Annotated in this window: 14 protein-coding genes; 5 read left to right on the forward strand and 9 right to left on the reverse strand. The window is 70.5% G+C overall.

Going from position 1 to position 16,635, the window contains the following annotated elements; genetic code table 11:
• Positions 1-31: 31 nt before the first annotated feature.
• The 4 genes from FK267_RS06220 to FK267_RS06235 are packed head-to-tail and all read right to left on the reverse strand — an operon-like array spanning position 32 to position 4,353.
• Positions 32-1,135 carry an AAA family ATPase gene (locus FK267_RS06220; protein WP_141406626.1) on the reverse strand — a complete coding sequence of 368 codons (1,104 nt, stop codon included), beginning with the start codon at positions 1,133-1,135 and terminating at the stop codon, positions 32-34.
• Entirely contained in the window at positions 1,132-2,343 is a 1,212-nt protein-coding gene (locus tag FK267_RS06225) for a DUF4350 domain-containing protein (RefSeq protein WP_141406627.1), read from the reverse strand. The genes FK267_RS06220 and FK267_RS06225 overlap by 4 nt, the downstream gene beginning before the upstream one ends.
• Positions 2,340-3,026 (reverse strand): DUF4129 domain-containing protein, encoded by a 687-nt coding sequence (locus FK267_RS06230; RefSeq protein ID WP_141406628.1) that lies wholly within the window; start codon positions 3,024-3,026, stop codon positions 2,340-2,342. The genes FK267_RS06225 and FK267_RS06230 overlap by 4 nt, the downstream gene beginning before the upstream one ends.
• Positions 3,027-3,033: 7 nt before the next feature.
• Positions 3,034-4,353 (reverse strand): DUF7847 domain-containing protein, encoded by a 1,320-nt coding sequence (locus FK267_RS06235; RefSeq protein ID WP_141406629.1) that lies wholly within the window; start codon positions 4,351-4,353, stop codon positions 3,034-3,036.
• Between the two features lie 268 nt (positions 4,354-4,621).
• Here FK267_RS06235 and mtrA point away from each other — a divergent pair, with 268 nt between their 5' ends.
• Genes mtrA through FK267_RS06250 form a run of 3 tightly spaced genes read left to right on the forward strand, consistent with a single transcriptional unit; the run spans position 4,622 to position 9,022 of the window.
• On the forward strand, positions 4,622-5,302 hold the full coding sequence (gene mtrA, locus FK267_RS06240; RefSeq protein WP_003786992.1) for an MtrAB system response regulator MtrA: 681 nt from the start codon (positions 4,622-4,624) through the stop codon (positions 5,300-5,302).
• 34 nt (positions 5,303-5,336) lie between these two features.
• Positions 5,337-7,220: an MtrAB system histidine kinase MtrB gene (mtrB, locus tag FK267_RS06245; RefSeq protein WP_141406630.1), complete on the forward strand. Its 1,884-nt coding sequence runs from the start codon at positions 5,337-5,339 to the stop codon at positions 7,218-7,220.
• Positions 7,217-9,022 (forward strand): LpqB family beta-propeller domain-containing protein, encoded by a 1,806-nt coding sequence (locus FK267_RS06250; RefSeq protein WP_141406631.1) that lies wholly within the window; start codon positions 7,217-7,219, stop codon positions 9,020-9,022. The genes mtrB and FK267_RS06250 overlap by 4 nt, the downstream gene beginning before the upstream one ends.
• 116 nt (positions 9,023-9,138) lie before the next feature.
• On the opposite strand, the gene hpf is transcribed toward FK267_RS06250, so the two are convergent.
• Entirely contained in the window at positions 9,139-9,786 is a 648-nt protein-coding gene (gene hpf / locus FK267_RS06255; RefSeq protein WP_141406632.1) for a ribosome hibernation-promoting factor, HPF/YfiA family, read from the reverse strand.
• A 216-nt stretch (positions 9,787-10,002) separates the two neighbouring features.
• On the reverse strand, positions 10,003-10,923 hold the full coding sequence (locus FK267_RS06260) for a ComF family protein (RefSeq protein WP_141406633.1): 921 nt from the start codon (positions 10,921-10,923) through the stop codon (positions 10,003-10,005).
• A 330-nt stretch (positions 10,924-11,253) separates the two neighbouring features.
• Between FK267_RS06260 and secA the strand changes: the two genes are divergently transcribed.
• Positions 11,254-14,085, forward strand: coding sequence for a preprotein translocase subunit SecA (secA, locus tag FK267_RS06265; protein ID WP_003786982.1), 2,832 nt, complete (start codon positions 11,254-11,256; stop codon positions 14,083-14,085).
• 71 nt (positions 14,086-14,156) lie between these two features.
• Here the strand turns inward: secA and FK267_RS06270 are convergent, their stop codons facing one another.
• Both FK267_RS06270 and FK267_RS06275 read right to left on the reverse strand, forming a co-directional pair.
• Positions 14,157-14,672, reverse strand: a complete 516-nt coding sequence (locus FK267_RS06270; RefSeq protein ID WP_141406634.1) for an Rv3235 family protein — start codon at positions 14,670-14,672, stop codon at positions 14,157-14,159.
• A gap of 109 nt (positions 14,673-14,781) precedes the next feature.
• The gene (locus FK267_RS06275; RefSeq protein WP_141406635.1) at positions 14,782-15,627 is read right to left on the reverse strand and encodes a LysM peptidoglycan-binding domain-containing protein; all 846 of its coding nucleotides are present in this window, start codon (positions 15,625-15,627) and stop codon (positions 14,782-14,784) included.
• 180 nt (positions 15,628-15,807) lie between these two features.
• On the opposite strand from FK267_RS06275, the gene FK267_RS06280 reads away from it, so the two are divergent.
• Positions 15,808-16,356: a Fis family transcriptional regulator gene (locus FK267_RS06280; protein WP_141406636.1), complete on the forward strand. Its 549-nt coding sequence runs from the start codon at positions 15,808-15,810 to the stop codon at positions 16,354-16,356.
• A 23-nt stretch (positions 16,357-16,379) separates the two neighbouring features.
• Here FK267_RS06280 and FK267_RS06285 read toward each other — a convergent pair whose 3' ends face one another.
• The gene (locus FK267_RS06285) at positions 16,380-16,604 is read right to left on the reverse strand and encodes a helix-turn-helix domain-containing protein (RefSeq protein ID WP_003786975.1); all 225 of its coding nucleotides are present in this window, start codon (positions 16,602-16,604) and stop codon (positions 16,380-16,382) included.
• Positions 16,605-16,635: the final 31 nt, after the last annotated feature.

Genomic DNA, 16,635 nt, shown 5'->3' on the forward strand with positions numbered 1-16,635 from the left:
TCTGTGCTCGTGGTCTTCGGCGGCCGATGCCTCAGCGCGGGACCGGCACGGTTCGCAGCACGGCCTCGATGACGGACTGAGGGGTGATGCCCTCCATCTCGGCCTCGGCGTGCAGCTTGATGCGATGGCGCAGAGCCGGAAGCGCCAGTGCCTTGATGTCATCGGGAGTGACGAAGGACCTGCCGGCGAGCCAGGCCCAGGCCCGTGACGCGGCCAGGAGCGCCGTGGCCCCACGCGGTGAGACCCCCAGGGCCACCGAGGGCATGGAGCGGGTGGCGCGCACGAGATCCACCGCGTAGGCCAGCACCTCCGGCGTGACTCCGACCGTGCTCACCTGGGCCCGGGCCTGAGCCAGTTCCTGGACCCCGGCGACGGCCCGCAGCCCCGCCGAGAGCAGGTCGCGCGGATCGAATCCTGAGGTGTGGCGGGAGAGCACCTCGATCTCCTGGGCCCGCTCGGGCAGGGGCAGCACCAGCTTGAGCAGGAAACGGTCCAGCTGGGCCTCGGGCAGCGGGTAGGTCCCCTCGTACTCCACCGGGTTCTGGGTGGCGATCACCATGAACGGATCCGGCAGGGCCCGGGGCTCGCCGTCGATGGAGACCTGACGCTCCTCCATGGCCTCCAACAGCGCCGACTGCGTCTTGGGCGGGGTGCGGTTGATCTCGTCGGCCAGCAGGAGGTTGGTGAAGACGGGACCGGCCCGGAAGGAGAACTGGGCGCTGCGGGAGTCGTAGATGAGTGAGCCGGTGACGTCCCCGGGCATGAGGTCGGGGGTGAACTGGATGCGTTTGGTCTCCAGATCCAGCGCGGTGGCCAGCGACCGCACCAGGAGGGTCTTGGCCACGCCGGGAACCCCCTCGAGCAGGACGTGCCCGCCGGCGAGCAGGGCGATGACCAGCCCGGTCACAGCTGCCTCCTGACCGACGACGGCCTTGCCCACCTCGCTGCGCACGGCCACCAGGCGCCTGCGCGGGTCGGAGCCGTCCTCCCCGCGGGGGGAGGGCGGTGAGACCTGTGGGGCGCTGTGGGTTCCCGAGGCGTCCGGGCCATCGGGGGCCTGGGAGTGGGGTGCGCCGGTATCCGCGTCACCTGCGATGCCCGGGGTGCGGGTGGGGTCGGTGCTGTCCGTGCTCATGTGGAGTGAACCTCGCTCTCGAGTTGGTCGAGCTGAACTGCCAGGGTGGCCAGGGCGTTGTCGCTGGTTGGCGGCGGGCCGTAAAGAAGAGAGTCCACCGTGGCCGGGGCGATGCCCGAGGCCAGGGAGACGGCGGCGATGACGTCACGGCGCGAGGTCCCGGGGGGCAGGCCCAGGGTGGCGCCCAGACGCAGCGCGGCACCCGAGCGCAGGGCCTGGGCCGCACGGGGCCGGTCCGAGCCCTGACGGTAGAGACGTCCGCGGGCCACCGTGGTCTCGATGGAGCGCACGACGACGGGCAGGTCCTCGCTCACGATGCCGCCGAAGCGACGCCCCTGGACGATCGCCAGCACGCCGGCGATGACGAGGAGCTGGAAGATGAGGACCGGAAGCCAAGGGGGAGTGGAGGAGGAGTTCCACACGGAGGGCGCCTCCATGTGCTCTGCGTCCAACCACAGCACGCGGCTGTGGTGGCCCAGTGCGCGCACTCCCAAGGCTGCGTGCCCCTCCTGGGCCAGGTGAACGTTGGTCACCGGCGCGGGATCGGGCAGGACCCGCAGCGTGGCACCGCTGGGCAGGGAGTCGGTGGCATAGGCGTAACGGTCCTCGCCCACCGGGAAGCAGCCGACGGCGTCGCCATCGCCCTGCAGGGACACCGAGGCGCGCGTGCCGGCCAGGCTCCGGGCGGCCTGGGCATCGGCGTCGTTGCACTGTGGCGCCCGGGTGGAGGAGGCCGCTGCCGCGGTGCCCTTGGCGGTCATGCCCGTCAGCCCCGCCAGGGCGTCGCTGCCGCTCTCGGCTCCGACGACGACGACGTCGCCGCCCGACTCGGCCAGGGCCCGCCGGTCCTGGTTGCTGAGCCGGTCGGCGTTGACCACGGCGATGGTTGCGCCCTGGCGGCCGGCGTCCACGGCCTGGGAGAGGCTGCCGGCCTTGCTCACGGAGATCCCCTCGTCGCGCAGCAGCTCGGCGAGCGCCATGGTTCCCCAGTCCTTGGGGTTGTCGATGGCCAGCGGCGTCGTGGAGGTGATGGTCCGAGTCCACACGGTCACCAGGACGGGGATGAGCATGAGGGCCACCGCGATGACTCCTGGGCGCCACCGGCGCCAGCGCCGGGACCAGCGCGGACCCGTCACCTGGGGCGGGGCGGCCTCGAGAGGGGAGTCCGGGGGAGGCGGGGGCTGCGACGTCGTCGTGGGGGTGCTCATGCCGGCGTCCCCGGGGCGTGGGCGGAGGCGCCGACGAGGGCGTGTCCGCTGGGGAGGCGGACCGTGGTCATCTGATCGGCGAGCTCGCGCATCTGCTGGTCCTGGGCGCTGGTGGAGACCACTCGACCGTAGAGGACGGCGTCGAACAGGTGGGCGGCCTCGTACAGCGCGGCCACGACCCCGTGCTCGCCGAGGGCCTGGCGGGTGAGTGTGGCCGCCTCCAGGGCCGTCATGCCCGGGTACTCGTCAATGATCCCGCGCTCATCGAGGGAGCGGATGATGGCGCGGAAGCGTTCGACGACGGCGGTGGTGAAGTCGGCCTGCGCGGCCGCCGTGTCCGCGGCTCGGGTCAGAGCGTCGGCATCGCGGTCGTCGGTGAAGACCGACAGCGACGGCGGCGTCGCCACCCGGCGGGCCGAGGACAGCCTGGTCAGCAGGAGGGTCAGCAGCGCGATACCGGCGGCGACGACGAGAACCACGATGAGCGTGGACACCCAGGAGGGAACCCCGGGGACCATGCTGCCGACATCGAAGAGCCCCCTGAGCCAGCTCCAGATCCGGTCCCACAGATCGTGATGGTCGTGGTAGATCGGACGGGAGAGCTCCCTACCCGCGGCGCGCCGGGCCTCGTCGGCGTCGGGGGTCGCCGGGGCCTGCGCGCTGATCGTCCTGAGAGGTGTCACGGCCGGCTCATACTCCGGCGGCGTGACGCAGCTCGACGTCCAGGCCCTCGGAGCGCATCCGCAGGTCGGTGTACATGAGCGCGACCACGGCGGAGTCGAAGGGCAGGATCGCGGCCTGGACGAGACTGCTGAGAAGCGTCGATGCCACCAGGATCGCGAGGGTCATGTCCGGGGCGGCGTAGAGGAGCCCCTGCATGACGATGGACACGCCCTGGGACACGATCTGGGAGGCGAAGAAGACGATGATGAAGGAGAGCAGGCGGATGCCGAAGATCCGCCAGAAGTAACCCCGCGTGAGGGTCCAGGAGCGGGAGATCCCCTCCATGACGCCGATGTTCTCCAGGACCAGTGCCGCCGGCGCCAGACACAGCTTGCACATCAGCGCGAAGATCGCCAGCCCGAGCACGGCGATCACCGCCAGGATCGCCAGGATGGCGAGGATGATGGTCCCGGCGGAGTCCTCAGCGGCCCCGTTGGCAATGACGTTCCCCAGGAGGGCCCAGCCGATGCCGACGGCGACTGCGGCGAAGACGGCGGTGATGACGGCGAGGATGAGCTCGATGAGGAGCGTCTGGCCGATGAGCGCCCACACTCGCGGCCGGGTGCGCTGCCACACGTCGCCGAGGGACGCCTTGCGGCCCAGAATGGTGCGTGAGACGGTCACGATGAGCAGGCCGATAATGATCGAGGTGGCCATCATGCTCAGCACGCTGGTCACGCCGAGCTGGACGAGCAGGCCCACCAACGATGCCCCGATCTTGTCCAGGTCGGCGTCGGAGAGCTCAACCTTCCCGGACGTCAGGTTCGGCAGGCCGAGCCGGGACAGGAACAGGGCGAAGCTGCCGGCGGACAAGAGCCCCACAACGCTCATCACCACCAGCGAGGGTACGAACATGGCCTTGGGGTTGGCGCGCAGGGACTCGAAGGCTCCCCCGAGGATCTCTCCGATGGACAGCGGCCGCAGGGGGATGATCGAGGGCTTGGGGGCAAGTGCCGACGTGTAGCCGCCGTAGCCCGGGTATCCGGGGCCGCCGGGAGCTCCCGGGTACCCCGGTGCTCCGGGATAGGGGGCGCTTCCGGGGACTGAGCCGCCTGCGTAGCCCGGCTGGCCCACCGGTGGCGTCTGGTAGCCGCCGTAGCCGGGGTACTGGGGTCCCGCTGCTGAGCCCGGAGCCGGGTAGGAGGGAGCTCCTGTGAAGGCGCCGGCGTCGGGGGCCTGCCATCCGTCCTGATCGCCTCCGACGAAGTCGCTGCCGGAGGTGCCGTGAGCCTCGCGGTCCGGCTCTCCGCTCGGACCGCTGCCGTCAGGGGGGAAGTCGGTACTCATAAGCCCATGCTGTCATGTCCGGCCGTCATCTGGCCCTCCCCCTGGAGGAGGAAATCGTGCCTCTGGAGCTCTGCGTGTGCCCTGAGCCAGGTTCAGGGGGCGCAGCGAAGATCACGGTTCGGCCGCAATAATCCCGGCTTCTGGGCGCGATGACGCCGGTTTTTCCCGTAACTGAGGGGATTCTCTTAATTTCCTGGAGAAACTGTGGGCGCCACCTCGGTGGTCCGGGTGTCCCTCGGGTCCTGGGGCTCATGCCAAGATACGGGCTATGAGCACGCGCATTCTGGTCGTCGACGACGATGCATCCCTGGCCGAGATGATCGGCATCATGCTGGAGTCGGAGAGCTACACGCCCACACTTTGTCATGACGGGGCCAAAGCCCTGGACGCCTTCCACGAGGTCAACCCCGATCTGGTCCTGCTCGACCTCATGCTTCCCGGGCTCGACGGCGTCGAGATCTGCCGGCTCATCCGCTCCGAGTCCGACGTGCCGATCATCATGCTGACCGCGCGCACCGACACCCAGGACGTTGTCGCCGGTCTTGAGGCCGGTGCGGACGACTATGTGACCAAGCCCTTCAAGTCCAAGGAGCTGCTGGCCCGTGTCTCCACCCGCCTGCGTCGCACCAACCCCGGTGCGGCCGAGCACGTGCGTGCCGGGGACCTCGACATCGACGTCGCCGGTCACCAGGTCAAGCGCGGCGAGTCGGTCATCTCCCTGACGCCGCTGGAGTTCGAGCTGCTGGTGACTCTGGCCCGGTCGCCGTGGAAGGTCTTCACCCGTGAGGAGCTCCTCAGCCAGGTGTGGGGTTACCAGCACCCGGCCGACACCCGACTGGTCAATGTTCACGTTCAGCGCCTGCGGGCCAAGATCGAGAAGGACCCCGAGCGTCCCTCGATCGTGGTGACGGTGCGCGGTGTCGGCTACAGGGTCGGCGAATCCGCGTGAGCGACGGCGCATCGGGCGCCATACAATGAACCCGATGCGTAATTCAGGGGGCACGTCGATGGGGTCATCGGTGGGCACCGCGGAGGAGCGGCTGGTTCGGCGTCTGCCTCTGCCGGGGCTGCTGCGCCGCAGCCTCGAGGTGCGCATGGTGTGCACCGCCACCGTCATTGGTCTGCTTCTCATTGTGCTGCTGCTGACCTTCGTGACCGACCGGATCCGCTCCGAGGTGTTCGCCGATCAGCGTGACGTCATCCTCGCCGATGCCGCGTTGCGCGCCAGCGTCGCTCAGGCCGAGTTCGACTCGACCACGGCAGTCACTGTCGACGAGGTCTCAGCCGCCGCCGAGCGGCAGGTCAACGGCGCCAAGGACTCGATCTCCTCCTCCGGGGGAGTGGGGGTCCTCATGCTGCGCAACGAGGAGGAGACCTCGACGACGGTCGTCAACGACCTCGAGACCGACACCCGTCTGCGCTCCCTCATCACCCCTGAGATGACCCGGGCCCTCGATGAGGGCGGGGCGCGCGCCCAGTACTGGCAGTCGGTGGCGGTTCCCAACGATGAGGGGGGCACGGATCCGGGGCTCATCGTGGGGACCCGGGTGAGCCTGCCCCTGGCAGGGGAGTACGACCTCTACCTCGTCTACAGCCTGGCCAGCGAGCAGCGCATCGTCTCCCTGGCCTCGCGCAACATCACCATTGGGGGGCTGGGCTTCCTGGCCATCCTCATCGTCGTGGTGTGGGCCTTCACCAGGTGGGTGCTCAGCCCCGTGCGGCACACCGCCCGGGCCGCTGAGCGGCTGGCCTCCGGACTGCTGGCCGAGCGGCTGAGCATCCAGGGGGAGGACGAGATATCCACCCTGGCCAGATCCTTCAACCACATGGCGACCTCGCTGGAGGACCAGATCGAGCGCTTGGAGTCCCTGTCCAAGGTGCAGCGCCTCTTCGTCTCCGACGTCTCCCACGAGCTGCGCACCCCGCTGGCCTCGATCCGCCTGGCCACGGAGCAGATCCAGGACGCGCGCGAGGAGATCTCCGATCCCTTCGCCCTGCGCAGCATCCAGGTCCTGTCCAGCTCGGTGGACCGCTTCGAGACCATGCTCACCGACCTGCTGGACATCTCCCGCATCGACTCCGGGAATGTCAAGCTCCGGCTGGAGGAGATCGACCTCGCCCAGGTGGTCGACACCGTCATCGAGACCACCCAGTTCCACTTCGACGCCACCGGCACCGAGCTGCGCCTCCACCTCCCCGAGGAGCCGGCCACCGCGGAGATCGACGTCACCAGGGTCGAGCGCATCATCCGCAACCTCGTGGTCAACGCGCTCGAGCACGGTGAGGGCAAGCCGATGGACGTCACCGTCGCCGTGGATGCCGATGCGGTGGCGGTGCGGGTGCGCGACCACGGCATCGGCATGAGCCCCGACGTCGTCACCAAGGTCTTCGACCGCTTCTATCGCGCCGACCCCTCGCGCAAGCGCAGCCTGGGAGGCACCGGACTGGGGCTGTCCATCGCCATGGAGGATGCCCGTCTGCACGGCGGGCGCCTCTCGGCCTGGGGGTGGCCGGCCGACGGCTCCTCCTTCCTGCTGGTCCTGCCCCGCACCCAGGGGGCCGACGGCGGTCCCGGCCGGCTCAGCGGCCCCGGCCCCCTCGAGCTCGTCCCGCAGGACGCGCCCGCGGTGGCCCGCGCCGGCATCCCCATCGACGAGGAGTCCTCCTTCTCCCCGGTCGGCCCCCTGGGGCCCGCGCCCGCCACCCGCCGGGCCCGCCAGAGCGTCGTCCTGGGCGACATCCCCCTGGCCGGGGAGAGCCACGACGCGGTCACCGAGGACGTCGGCCGAGTCGTCGTCGTCCTTCCCGGTCAGGAGCCCGCCACCCGCACACCCGAGGAGGCCGAGGAAGAGGGGTGGCGCCGATGACGCAGCCGATGAACCGCGACGCGCCCACTCAGGGGCGCAGATCCGCCGAGTCCGCAGAGCCCACCGGGCCCACCGGGCCCACTGAGCCCACCGGGATCCTCGGAACGGTTCCGGCCAGATTGTCACGACGCGGCGCGCTGGGGCTGCTCTCGGCCACGGCCGCCGGAGTGCTGGCCGGCTGCACGGCGCTTCCGAGCTCCAGCCGCGTCACCCGCTCCGGGGTGGCCGCCTCCGACACCAACGCCCTCATCGAGACCGCTCCCGGGCCGGGTGAGGGGGACTCGGCCGAGGACATCGTCAACGGTTTCCTGCGCGCCACCATCGCGGGGTTCGCCGACGACTTCGCCACCGCCAAGCAGTTCCTCAGCGATCACGCCGTCGCGCAGTGGAAGCCCCTGGAGACGGTGAGCGCCTATAGCGGGTCGACCGAGCCGCAGGTCTCGGTGGCGGCCAACGGCTCCTTCACGGTGACCTCCGGGCAGGTGGGGGTGCTCAACTCCCTGGGTGTCTTCACCCCCGCCCCGGAGGGGAGCACCTATACCGGCGAGTTCTCCCTGGCCACCAACTCCACCGGCCAGTGGCGCATCGTCGGCCTGCCTCACGGCATCCTGCTGCCCTTGTCCCGACTCATGCAGAACTTCGCGGTCAGCTCCCTGGCCTTCCTGTCCCGGGACCGGTCCAGGTTCGTCCCCGAGCTGCGCTGGTACCCGCGCAGCTCGCAGGCCGACTCCCTGGTCTCCGGGCTGCTGGCCGGGCCCTCGGACTGGCTTGCGAAGGGGGCCTCCAGCCTCATCCCGCGAAACGCCGAGCGGGCGGGGCGGGGGGTCGTCGTCGAGGGCGGCACCGCCACCGTCCACCTGAGCGCGGACTCCGACCCCGCCTCGGAGGACGCCCGCGGGCTCATGGTGGCCCAGATCGAGCAGAGCCTCATCCAGATCAGCGGTATCGACCACGTGCGGGTGCTCGCCGGCACCGTCGACCTCGGCGCTGCTGCCCAGCTGACACCGATGGCCCCCGAGGTCGGAGGCATCGTGGGGATGTCGGAGGGCTCGGTCGTGCGCGGCACGGGGGCCAGGCGCGTCACCCTGGCCAGTGACCGGGTTCTGGGGACCAGTGACGCCCGTAGCCCGAGCCTAGGGGCCGACGGGGCCGTCTACGCACTGTCGGCCTCCAGCCTGCTGCGCCTGCCCCGGGGGCAGGACTCCGCCAGCGTCATCCTCTCGGTGGGGGATCCCTCCGCGGGCGCCGGTGGGCTGGGAGCTCCGATGGGCGACCGGCACGGCTGGGCCTGGTTGCTGGCCGAGGGGCGTCTGACCGCCGTCAACGGCTCCGGGCAGCGCGCCACCCTGGAGTCCTCCTGGCTGCAGGACGGCACGGTCGCGGCCTTCGACCTGTCCGTGGAGTCCGAGCGGATCGCCGTGCGGCGAACCGACGGGCGGGTCGCTGTCGCCATCATCATCAGGGACCAGGACGGCCGTCCCACCGGGCTGGGGCCGGCCCTGGAGATGCCCCGCGCCAGTGGGGCGGGCACGCGCGGGCTGTCCTGGTGCGCCCCCAACGCCGTGTGCGTCCTGGCCGCTGCCGGCACCGAGGGCGGGGGCGTGCCGGAGGTGCGTCTGGTCCAGGTCGGCGGGGCGGTCAACACGCTGGTGGGGGTGCGTCGGGCCCGTTCGGTCATCTCCGACCGCTCCGAGGAGTCTCTCCTCATCGTCGATGAGGATGGGCAGACCTGGCAGCGTCGCGGGGCGATGTGGCGGGTGCTCACCGCCGAGGTCACTGACCCCTCCTTCCCCCTGCCCTGAGCCGACGCCTCTGACACGCGCGCCTCTGACACGCGACTCCGGGTGCCCCCGGTCGGTCAGGACCGTGGAGCACCCGGATATCAGGGGCCAACCCCGCGCCGCGGGGCCGGATGGGGCTACAGCACCTGGGCGTCCAGGCGGATGACGCCGTAGGTCCACCCGTGACGGTGGTAGACGGCACAGGGCTGCTTGGAGGACTTCTCGATGAACAGGTAGAAGGGGTGCCCCACGAGCTCCATCTGGTAGAGGGCCTCGTCAACGGTCATCGGCTTGGCCTCGTGCAGCTTCTGACGCACGATCACCGGGGAGTCGCCGAGCTGCGCCTCAACGGCGACACCCGGCTCGGTGGGGGCGGAGGGGGAGTCCTCGATCGGCGCGTCACCGGTGTCGGGGACCAGGGGCTCCTCCATGCCGGGAGCTGCTTGGAGGTCCTCATTCGGTGCGGCCACGGTGTGACGACGGTGGTCCTTCTTGCGGTCCCGGGCCCGGCGAAGGCGCTCGGTCAGCTTGCCCATGGCGATATCAAAAGCGGCGAAGCGGTCCGAGGAGGAGGCCTCCGCCCGGATGATCGGGCCCTTGGAGACGACAGTGATCTCCACTCTCTCGGCGGTGTCGGCCTGGCGCGGGTTGCGCTCGTGGGTGACCTCAACCTCGACGCGCTGGACCCGGGGGTCGAACTGCTCAACCTTGACGGCCTTGTCCTCGACGTAGTCGCGCAGGCGAGAGCTGATCTCAGCGTTACGACCGACGACGGTGATATCCATGGTGGAACCTCTTTCTAGGCTCGTGGGCCGGCCCTGACGGGCCGTGTGCGACAAGTACCCGCCACGTCTCACGGCGGGTTCGGGACTGGTGTCATCACCTCCTGGTCACCTCGTGAGGGCCCTCAGGCACCGAGGCGGGGATCCGGTCGACTGTCCTTGTCGGCGTCGGGAGCCGCCTGTGCGTTGTGCCACATAAGGTACACCATGTGGGGCTGTTCACGCCTCCCTTTCGTGCGTGTCACGCCCGGAAGAAGCCTCCTGATCGCCGCAGGCGGACAAGGTGGAGGCCCTCGGATCCATGCGGCCAGGGGTGCGGCGGCCTGCGGTGACCACCCCAGGGCCGGCCGGCACCGCGGCACGCGCATGCGCCGGGGGCGGGGCGGCGCTCAGCACCAGGGCGCCCAGGACCCGCCCACCTCCCGCCCGCAGCGCCCGGGCGCAGGCTCCCAGAGTGGCCCCGGTGGTCACGACGTCGTCGACCAGCAGGATCGGCAGGCCGGTGACGGCGGCCAGCAGGCGCGGAGCCTGGGCGCGGTTGCCCCGTCGCTGACGGGCGGATCGGCCCGCCTGGTGCGCCCCACCGCCCCGACGGCGCAGCAGGTCCGTGCTCAGCACGAGCGCTGCGGGTTCCTGCCCGGCCCACTGCGCGCAGATCCCCCGGGTGACGGCGTCGGCCAGGTGGGCCGCCACCAGGCGACCGCGCAGACGGCGCACGATCCCGGAGGGCGCGGGGACCACGACCAGCACCCGCGCGTCCCCGGTGGAACCGGTCCAGACCTCTGTGGGAGGGTGCGCCTGCGCCCACCGGCGCCCCAGGTGCCGACCGGATCGGGCCATCACCTCCGACAGGTCCTCCCGGGCACCGTTCTTCCAGCCCAGCACCATGGTGCGCACCGGGCCGGTGTAGGAGGCCAGGGCCCAGATGTCCAGGTCGTCGGCGGCATCGGCGTGCTCCACGGCGAAGGGGGCGGCCTCGAGCAGCTCCCGACACCGCGGGCACAGCGCCGTCTCCCAGCGCCCACAGCCCGCACAGCTGGTCGGCAGGCCCAGCGACAGGGCCGGGGAGAAATCCGCCGACAGGCCCAGTGGCGGGCCGAGTGCGGCGGGACGGCGGGGCTCGTGGCGACGGTGCTCCATATCCCCACTGTGACGCAGGCGGAACCTTCCCGCTCCTGGCGGCGCTCGCGGTCCACACCACGAAGGGACGGCCGTCGTCGTCGTCCCCTGTGGCCCCGTGCCCCACCTGTGTCCTCGGTGGGAAGAATCTCGGTGCTGGAAAGACCGCCGCCCAGCGAGGTCCACTAGAGTACGGAGGCAGGTAGCCGGTGAGACCTGAGCCGATACCGAGCCGATCCTGAGCCGATTCCGCGTCGATTTCGATTTGATTCCGAGTCGGCCGACTCGACCGATACGGCCTGCGTCTCATCGTCGCTCTTCGCAATCTGACGTCCCAAGGGAGAATGCAGCGTGTCGATCGTGGACCGGATCCTTCGCATTGGCGAGGGCCGCACCCTGAAGAAGCTTGATGCCATCGCCGATCAGGTGGAGGCTCTCGCCGACGAGTACAGCGAGCTCTCCGACGCCGAGCTGCGCGAGATGACTGATGAGCTCAAGGAGCGCTACCAGGACGGGGAGACCCTCGACGACCTGCTGCCCGAGGCCTTCGCCACGGTCGTGGAGGCGGCCGACCGCGTCCTGGGCATGCGCCCCTACCACGTCCAGATCATGGGTGGGGCGGCCCTCCACCGCGGCAACATCGCCGAGATGAAGACCGGTGAGGGCAAGACCCTCGTGGCCACGATGCCCTCCTACCTGCGGGCCCTGACCGGCAAGGGCGTCCACGTCGTGACCGTCAACGACTACCTCGCCGAGTACCAGTCCGACCTCATGGGGCGCGTCCACCGCTTCCTGGGGCTGACCACCGGCTGCATCCTCGTGGGCCAGACGCCCGCCGAGCGCCGTGAGCAGTACGCCTGCGACATCACCTACGGCACCAACAACGAGTTCGGCTTCGACTACCTGCGCGACAACATGGCCCAGCGCCCCGAGGACCTGGTCCAGCGCGGCCACGCCTTCGTCATCGTCGACGAGGTCGACTCCATCCTCATCGACGAGGCCCGTACCCCGCTCATCATCTCCGGGCCGGCCAGCGGCGACGTCAACAAGTGGTACAAGGAGTTCGCCACGATCTCCGAGCGCCTGCGCGCGGGCAAGGACTACGAGGTCGACGAGAAGAAGCGCACCGTGGGTGTGCTCGCCGCCGGCATCGAGCGGGTGGAGGACTACCTCGGGGTGGACAACCTCTACGAGTCGGAGAACACCCCCCTGATCGGCTTCCTCAACAACGCCATCAAGGCCAAGGAGCTCTTCCACCGGGACAAGGACTACATCGTGCGCGACGGTGAGGTCCTCATCGTCGACGAGCACACCGGCCGCGTCCTGCCCGGCCGCCGCTACAACGAGGGCATGCACCAGGCCATCGAGGCCAAGGAGCGTGTGGAGATCAAGGCCGAGAACCAGACTCTGGCCACCATCACTCTCCAGAACTACTTCCGCCTCTACCCCGAGGGCTCGCGCTCGGGCATGACCGGTACCGCCGAGACCGAGGCCGCCGAGTTCGCCGGCACCTACAAGATCGGCGTCGTCCCGATCCCCACCAACAAGCCCATGATCCGTCAGGACCAGCCCGACCTCGTCTACACCACCGTCGAGGCCAAGCTCGACGCCGTCGTCGACGACATCGCCGAGCGCCACGAGCTCGGCCAGCCGGTCCTGGTGGGAACCACCAGCGTGGAGAAGTCGGAGATCCTCTCCGAGCGTCTGCGCGAGCAGGGCATCCCTCACGAGGTCCTCAACGCCAAGCAGCACGCCCGCGAGGCCGCCGTCGTGGCCATGGCCGGCCGCAAGGGCGCCGTCACCGTCGCCACCAACATGGCCGGACGCGGAACCGACATCATGCTGGGCGGCAACGCCGAGCACATCGCGGTCTCCGCCCTCAAGGAGGCCGGTCTGGACCCCGAGGAGAACGCCGAGGAGTACGAGAAGGCCTGGCCGCAGGCCCTGGCCGCCGCCAAGGAGGCCTGCCGGGCCGAGCATGACGAGGTCGTCGAGCTCGGTGGCCTCTACGTGCTGGGCACCGAGCGTCACGAGTCGCGGCGTATCGACAACCAGCTGCGCGGCCGCTCCGGCCGTCAGGGGGACCCGGGCGAGTCCCGTTTCTACCTGTCCATGGAGGACGACCTCATGCGCATGTTCGCCTCCGGGCTCGCCCAGCGCATCATGTCCTCGGGCGCCTACCCCGACGACGTCCCCCTGGAGTCCAAGATGGTCACTCGCGGCATCGCCGGGGCCCAGCGCCAGGTGGAGTCGCGCAACTACGAGATCCGCAAGAACGTCCTCAAGTACGACGACGTCATGACCGAGCAGCGCGAGAAGGTCTACTCCGAGCGCCGTCAGGTCCTGGACGGTGAGGACCTGGAGCCCCAGATCGAGGCCTTCCGAGCCCAGGCCGTCACCTCCATCGTCGAGGCCGGCACGGCCGAGGGCCGTCCCGACGAGTGGGACCTGGACGCCCTGTGGGGAGAGCTCGGCCGCCTCTACCCGGTGGGCCTGACCCAGGACGAGGTCGTCGAGGCGCTGGGCGGCAAGAACGCACTGACCTCGGAGCGCCTCATCGAGGAGCTCACTGAGGACGTCGCTGTGGCCTACGAGGACGCCGAGGCCCGCATCGAGGCCAACGCCCTGGCCCATGTCCAGCTCGGCGAGGACCCCATGCGTACCCTGGAGCGCCGCATCCTGCTGGCCGTGGTGGACAAGCGCTGGCGGGAGCACCTCTACGAGATGGACTACCTCAAGGAGGGTATCGGTCTGCGGGCCATGGCCCAGCGCGACCCCCTCGTGGAGTACGCCAACGAGGGTGCCCGCATGTTCCGGGCGATGATGGAGGGGATCCGCGAGGAGACCGTCGAGCAGATCTTCGCCAACGTCGCCCGCTTCGACGCCGCCGCCCAGCGCGCCGCCGAGGACGGCACCGTCGAGGCCGCTCAGGCGGTCGCCAAGGCCAACGCCACCGCAGCGGCCGGCATCCGCGTGGGCCAGGCCGGAGGCCAGGGGCGCGGCACGGTTCTGGGGGACACCGGGCAGGCGTCCATGGAGCAGCGGGTCACCTACTCCGGCCCCAGCGAGTCCGGCGAGGAGGAGACCTCCGGGGCCTCCTCTCGCAGGGCCTCTCGTTCCGGCGCCGACTCCGGCGGCAACCGGGCCGAGCGTCGTCGCTCCAGGAAGAAGCGCCGGCACTGAGGCTCAGCGCGAGCTGACACGACTGTCGATGATCCCGTCGGAACCCGGCAACCAACCGGGGTTCGGCGGGATCACGCCATCTCCAGGCCGGTGAGGATCCAGCGTTCGCGCAGCAGCTCCAGGCGTGCTGCCGCGGCCCGGACCCGGTGGCCCTCCTCCAGCAGGACAGTGGCCTCGCAGGCTCCCGACATGGTCAGCTCGGTGCGCACGCTACGGATGCGCGGACGTCGCGGGCTCGACTGGCCTCCCAGGATCCGGGCGGCCAGGCCCGCCCGGCGGGCGAGGGCCTCGAACAGGGAGGGGCTGGTCCAACGGACCAGGTGGTCCACCGGGCGCAGCCCGGCCAGGACCTCGCTGGCGGCCGTCACCACGATGGCGGCGGTGCGCGAGGCGTCAGTGCCGGCGGCGGGCCACTGCGTCAGAGGCGCACCCCGCGTGACGGAGCCTGCGTCGTTCACGGGCTTGGAGGGTTTGTGCGGAACCGCACGAGTCGGCGTCGGGTGGCTCGGTGTGGGGCGGCTACGACGTTGAGCGTCGGTCTTGCGGCGTGCGGGGCGGGTGGCTTGGACAGTGGTGGTCGCGGTCATGGTGGGCTCCTGGGAGTGGGAGGGTGCCCCGTGGGCACGGAGTGCGAAGTGGAATGGGGAAGGTGTTCGGTGCCTGCGGTGGGGGCCGCCGGCGCGGGTGCGTTGTGGTTCATCGTGATGGCGCCTGACCTCCTGCCGGTGTGCTCGGTGCGGACAAGGCGTCCGGGACGCTCAGGACCGTGCCGGGCCGGATCAACGAGGGATCGGCGCCGATGGCCTCGGAGTTGGCGCGGTACAGGGCCGGCCAGTCCTGTGCGATCTGTGCGGGGGCGGAGCCGGTGGGCAGGAGGTGAGCGGTGATGGACCACAGGCTCTCGCCGGGCGCGACGGTATGAGTGGGGCTCGAGGAGGGTGGGGCGTCGGGGCCGGTAGGGGGCTGCGCCGCCTGGCTGCCCGGCGGTGTCGAGTCTGTTGACTGGCTTGCGCCCTCCGAGTCGCTCGAACCGGTCGCAGCGCTCGACGGGGACTGAGCGGCCGGCGTCGACGGCGTCGAGGACTGCGACGGCGGTGAGGCGGGCGCCGAGCTGGTGGGGCGCCATCCCAGGTCATCCCCGCCACTGGCCTCCTCGCTGGCCAGCGCCGGCGCCGAGGACAGGGAGACGAGCAGCGCGGAGGCGACGATGCGTCTCACCGCTGGCGCTCCCCAGGCCTCGAGGGCTCTGGCTGCCAGCGCATAGGCGCCGCCGCGACAGCGCTTGCCGGGGTCGTTCGCCCCGGGGCACGTCATGAGTGCCAGGAGGGCCGAGACCGCGTGCCACAGGGCCCCCAGGGCCCCGCATGTGCAGGTGCCGGCCACCACGGCGTTCGACAGGTCGCTCAGTCCCCAGGCCTGCGGCGGGACCTGCACGAGCTGCTCCGCGGCGCCGTGGGCCGTGCGTCCCAGAACTATCAGGATGGCCCCTGACGCTGCGGCCAGGAGCGTCAGTCGTTGACGAGCTCCCATGTCATCCTCCATCGCCGATGATGTCGTTTGATGATGTTAGGTGTACGCCTATGGTGTGATGATGTCAATAGTGACGATATGACATGCTGTGCGCTGAGTCGTGGTAACGGGGTGGGAGTGGTGCTGGAGGCGCACGGCCTGAGCCGCCTCGGAGTGCTTTCCTCGGCGTGCGGACTGTGGTGAGGTGGGCCTATGGACTGGGACGCGATGATTGCCGACCTGGAGAGCAGCTTCGATGCTGAGCGCCGTGCGGACCTGGTGGCTCAGAGCGTCGAGCTCGCGGAGGCCGAGCACGCCTCCATCGAGCTCGTCGACCGTCTGCGAGGCTCGGTGGGCCGACTCATCCACCTGCGGACTCGCGGCGGTGTCCCCGTCGACGGCGTGGCCTGCCGGGTGGAGCCCTCCTACGTCCTCGTCGATGAGGGGGAGGGGCTGCAGGCCGTCGTCCCGGTGAGCGCGGTGGCCACAGTGATGTCACTGGCCGGTCCTGCGCCCCTGGACGGCCGCCGTCGGCCCACGCTGACGGCCCTGATGCGTGAGATCGCCCGACGCGGAGCGCGGGTGCGCCTGGTGCTGGGCTCCGGAGAAGTGGTAGGGCGGCTGGTCCGGGTGGGAGCGGATCATGTCGATGTCGCCGTCGACCCTGAGGGCGGCATTCGCTCGCGTCGCGCTCCCGGGGCGGGCGGCGCAGGGGTTGTCAGCGTCATGACCGCTGCGATCGAGGTGCTGCGCAGTCGCTGACGTCGGCTGGCGGGCAGAGAGGTTCAGGGCGCCCCGTCCTCGTTCCAGCCCGCGGCGACCATGGCCCTGGTGGAGGCGAGCTGGCGCTGGATGTAGTCCTCCAGGGCCTGGTCCTCGATGCGCCAGAGCTTGCGGGCGCCGACCTGAATGGCGGGAAGGTCACCGGTGCGGATGAGAGCGCGCACGGCCTGGGCGGAGAGCTGAAGCTGCTCGGCGACGTCGGCGATGGTCAGGAATCGTGTGCTCATACCACGATGATCCCACTGCTGGATCCGCTCC

This window comes from Actinomyces oris (genome assembly GCF_006546825.1).
Classification (GTDB): domain Bacteria; phylum Actinomycetota; class Actinomycetes; order Actinomycetales; family Actinomycetaceae; genus Actinomyces; species Actinomyces oris.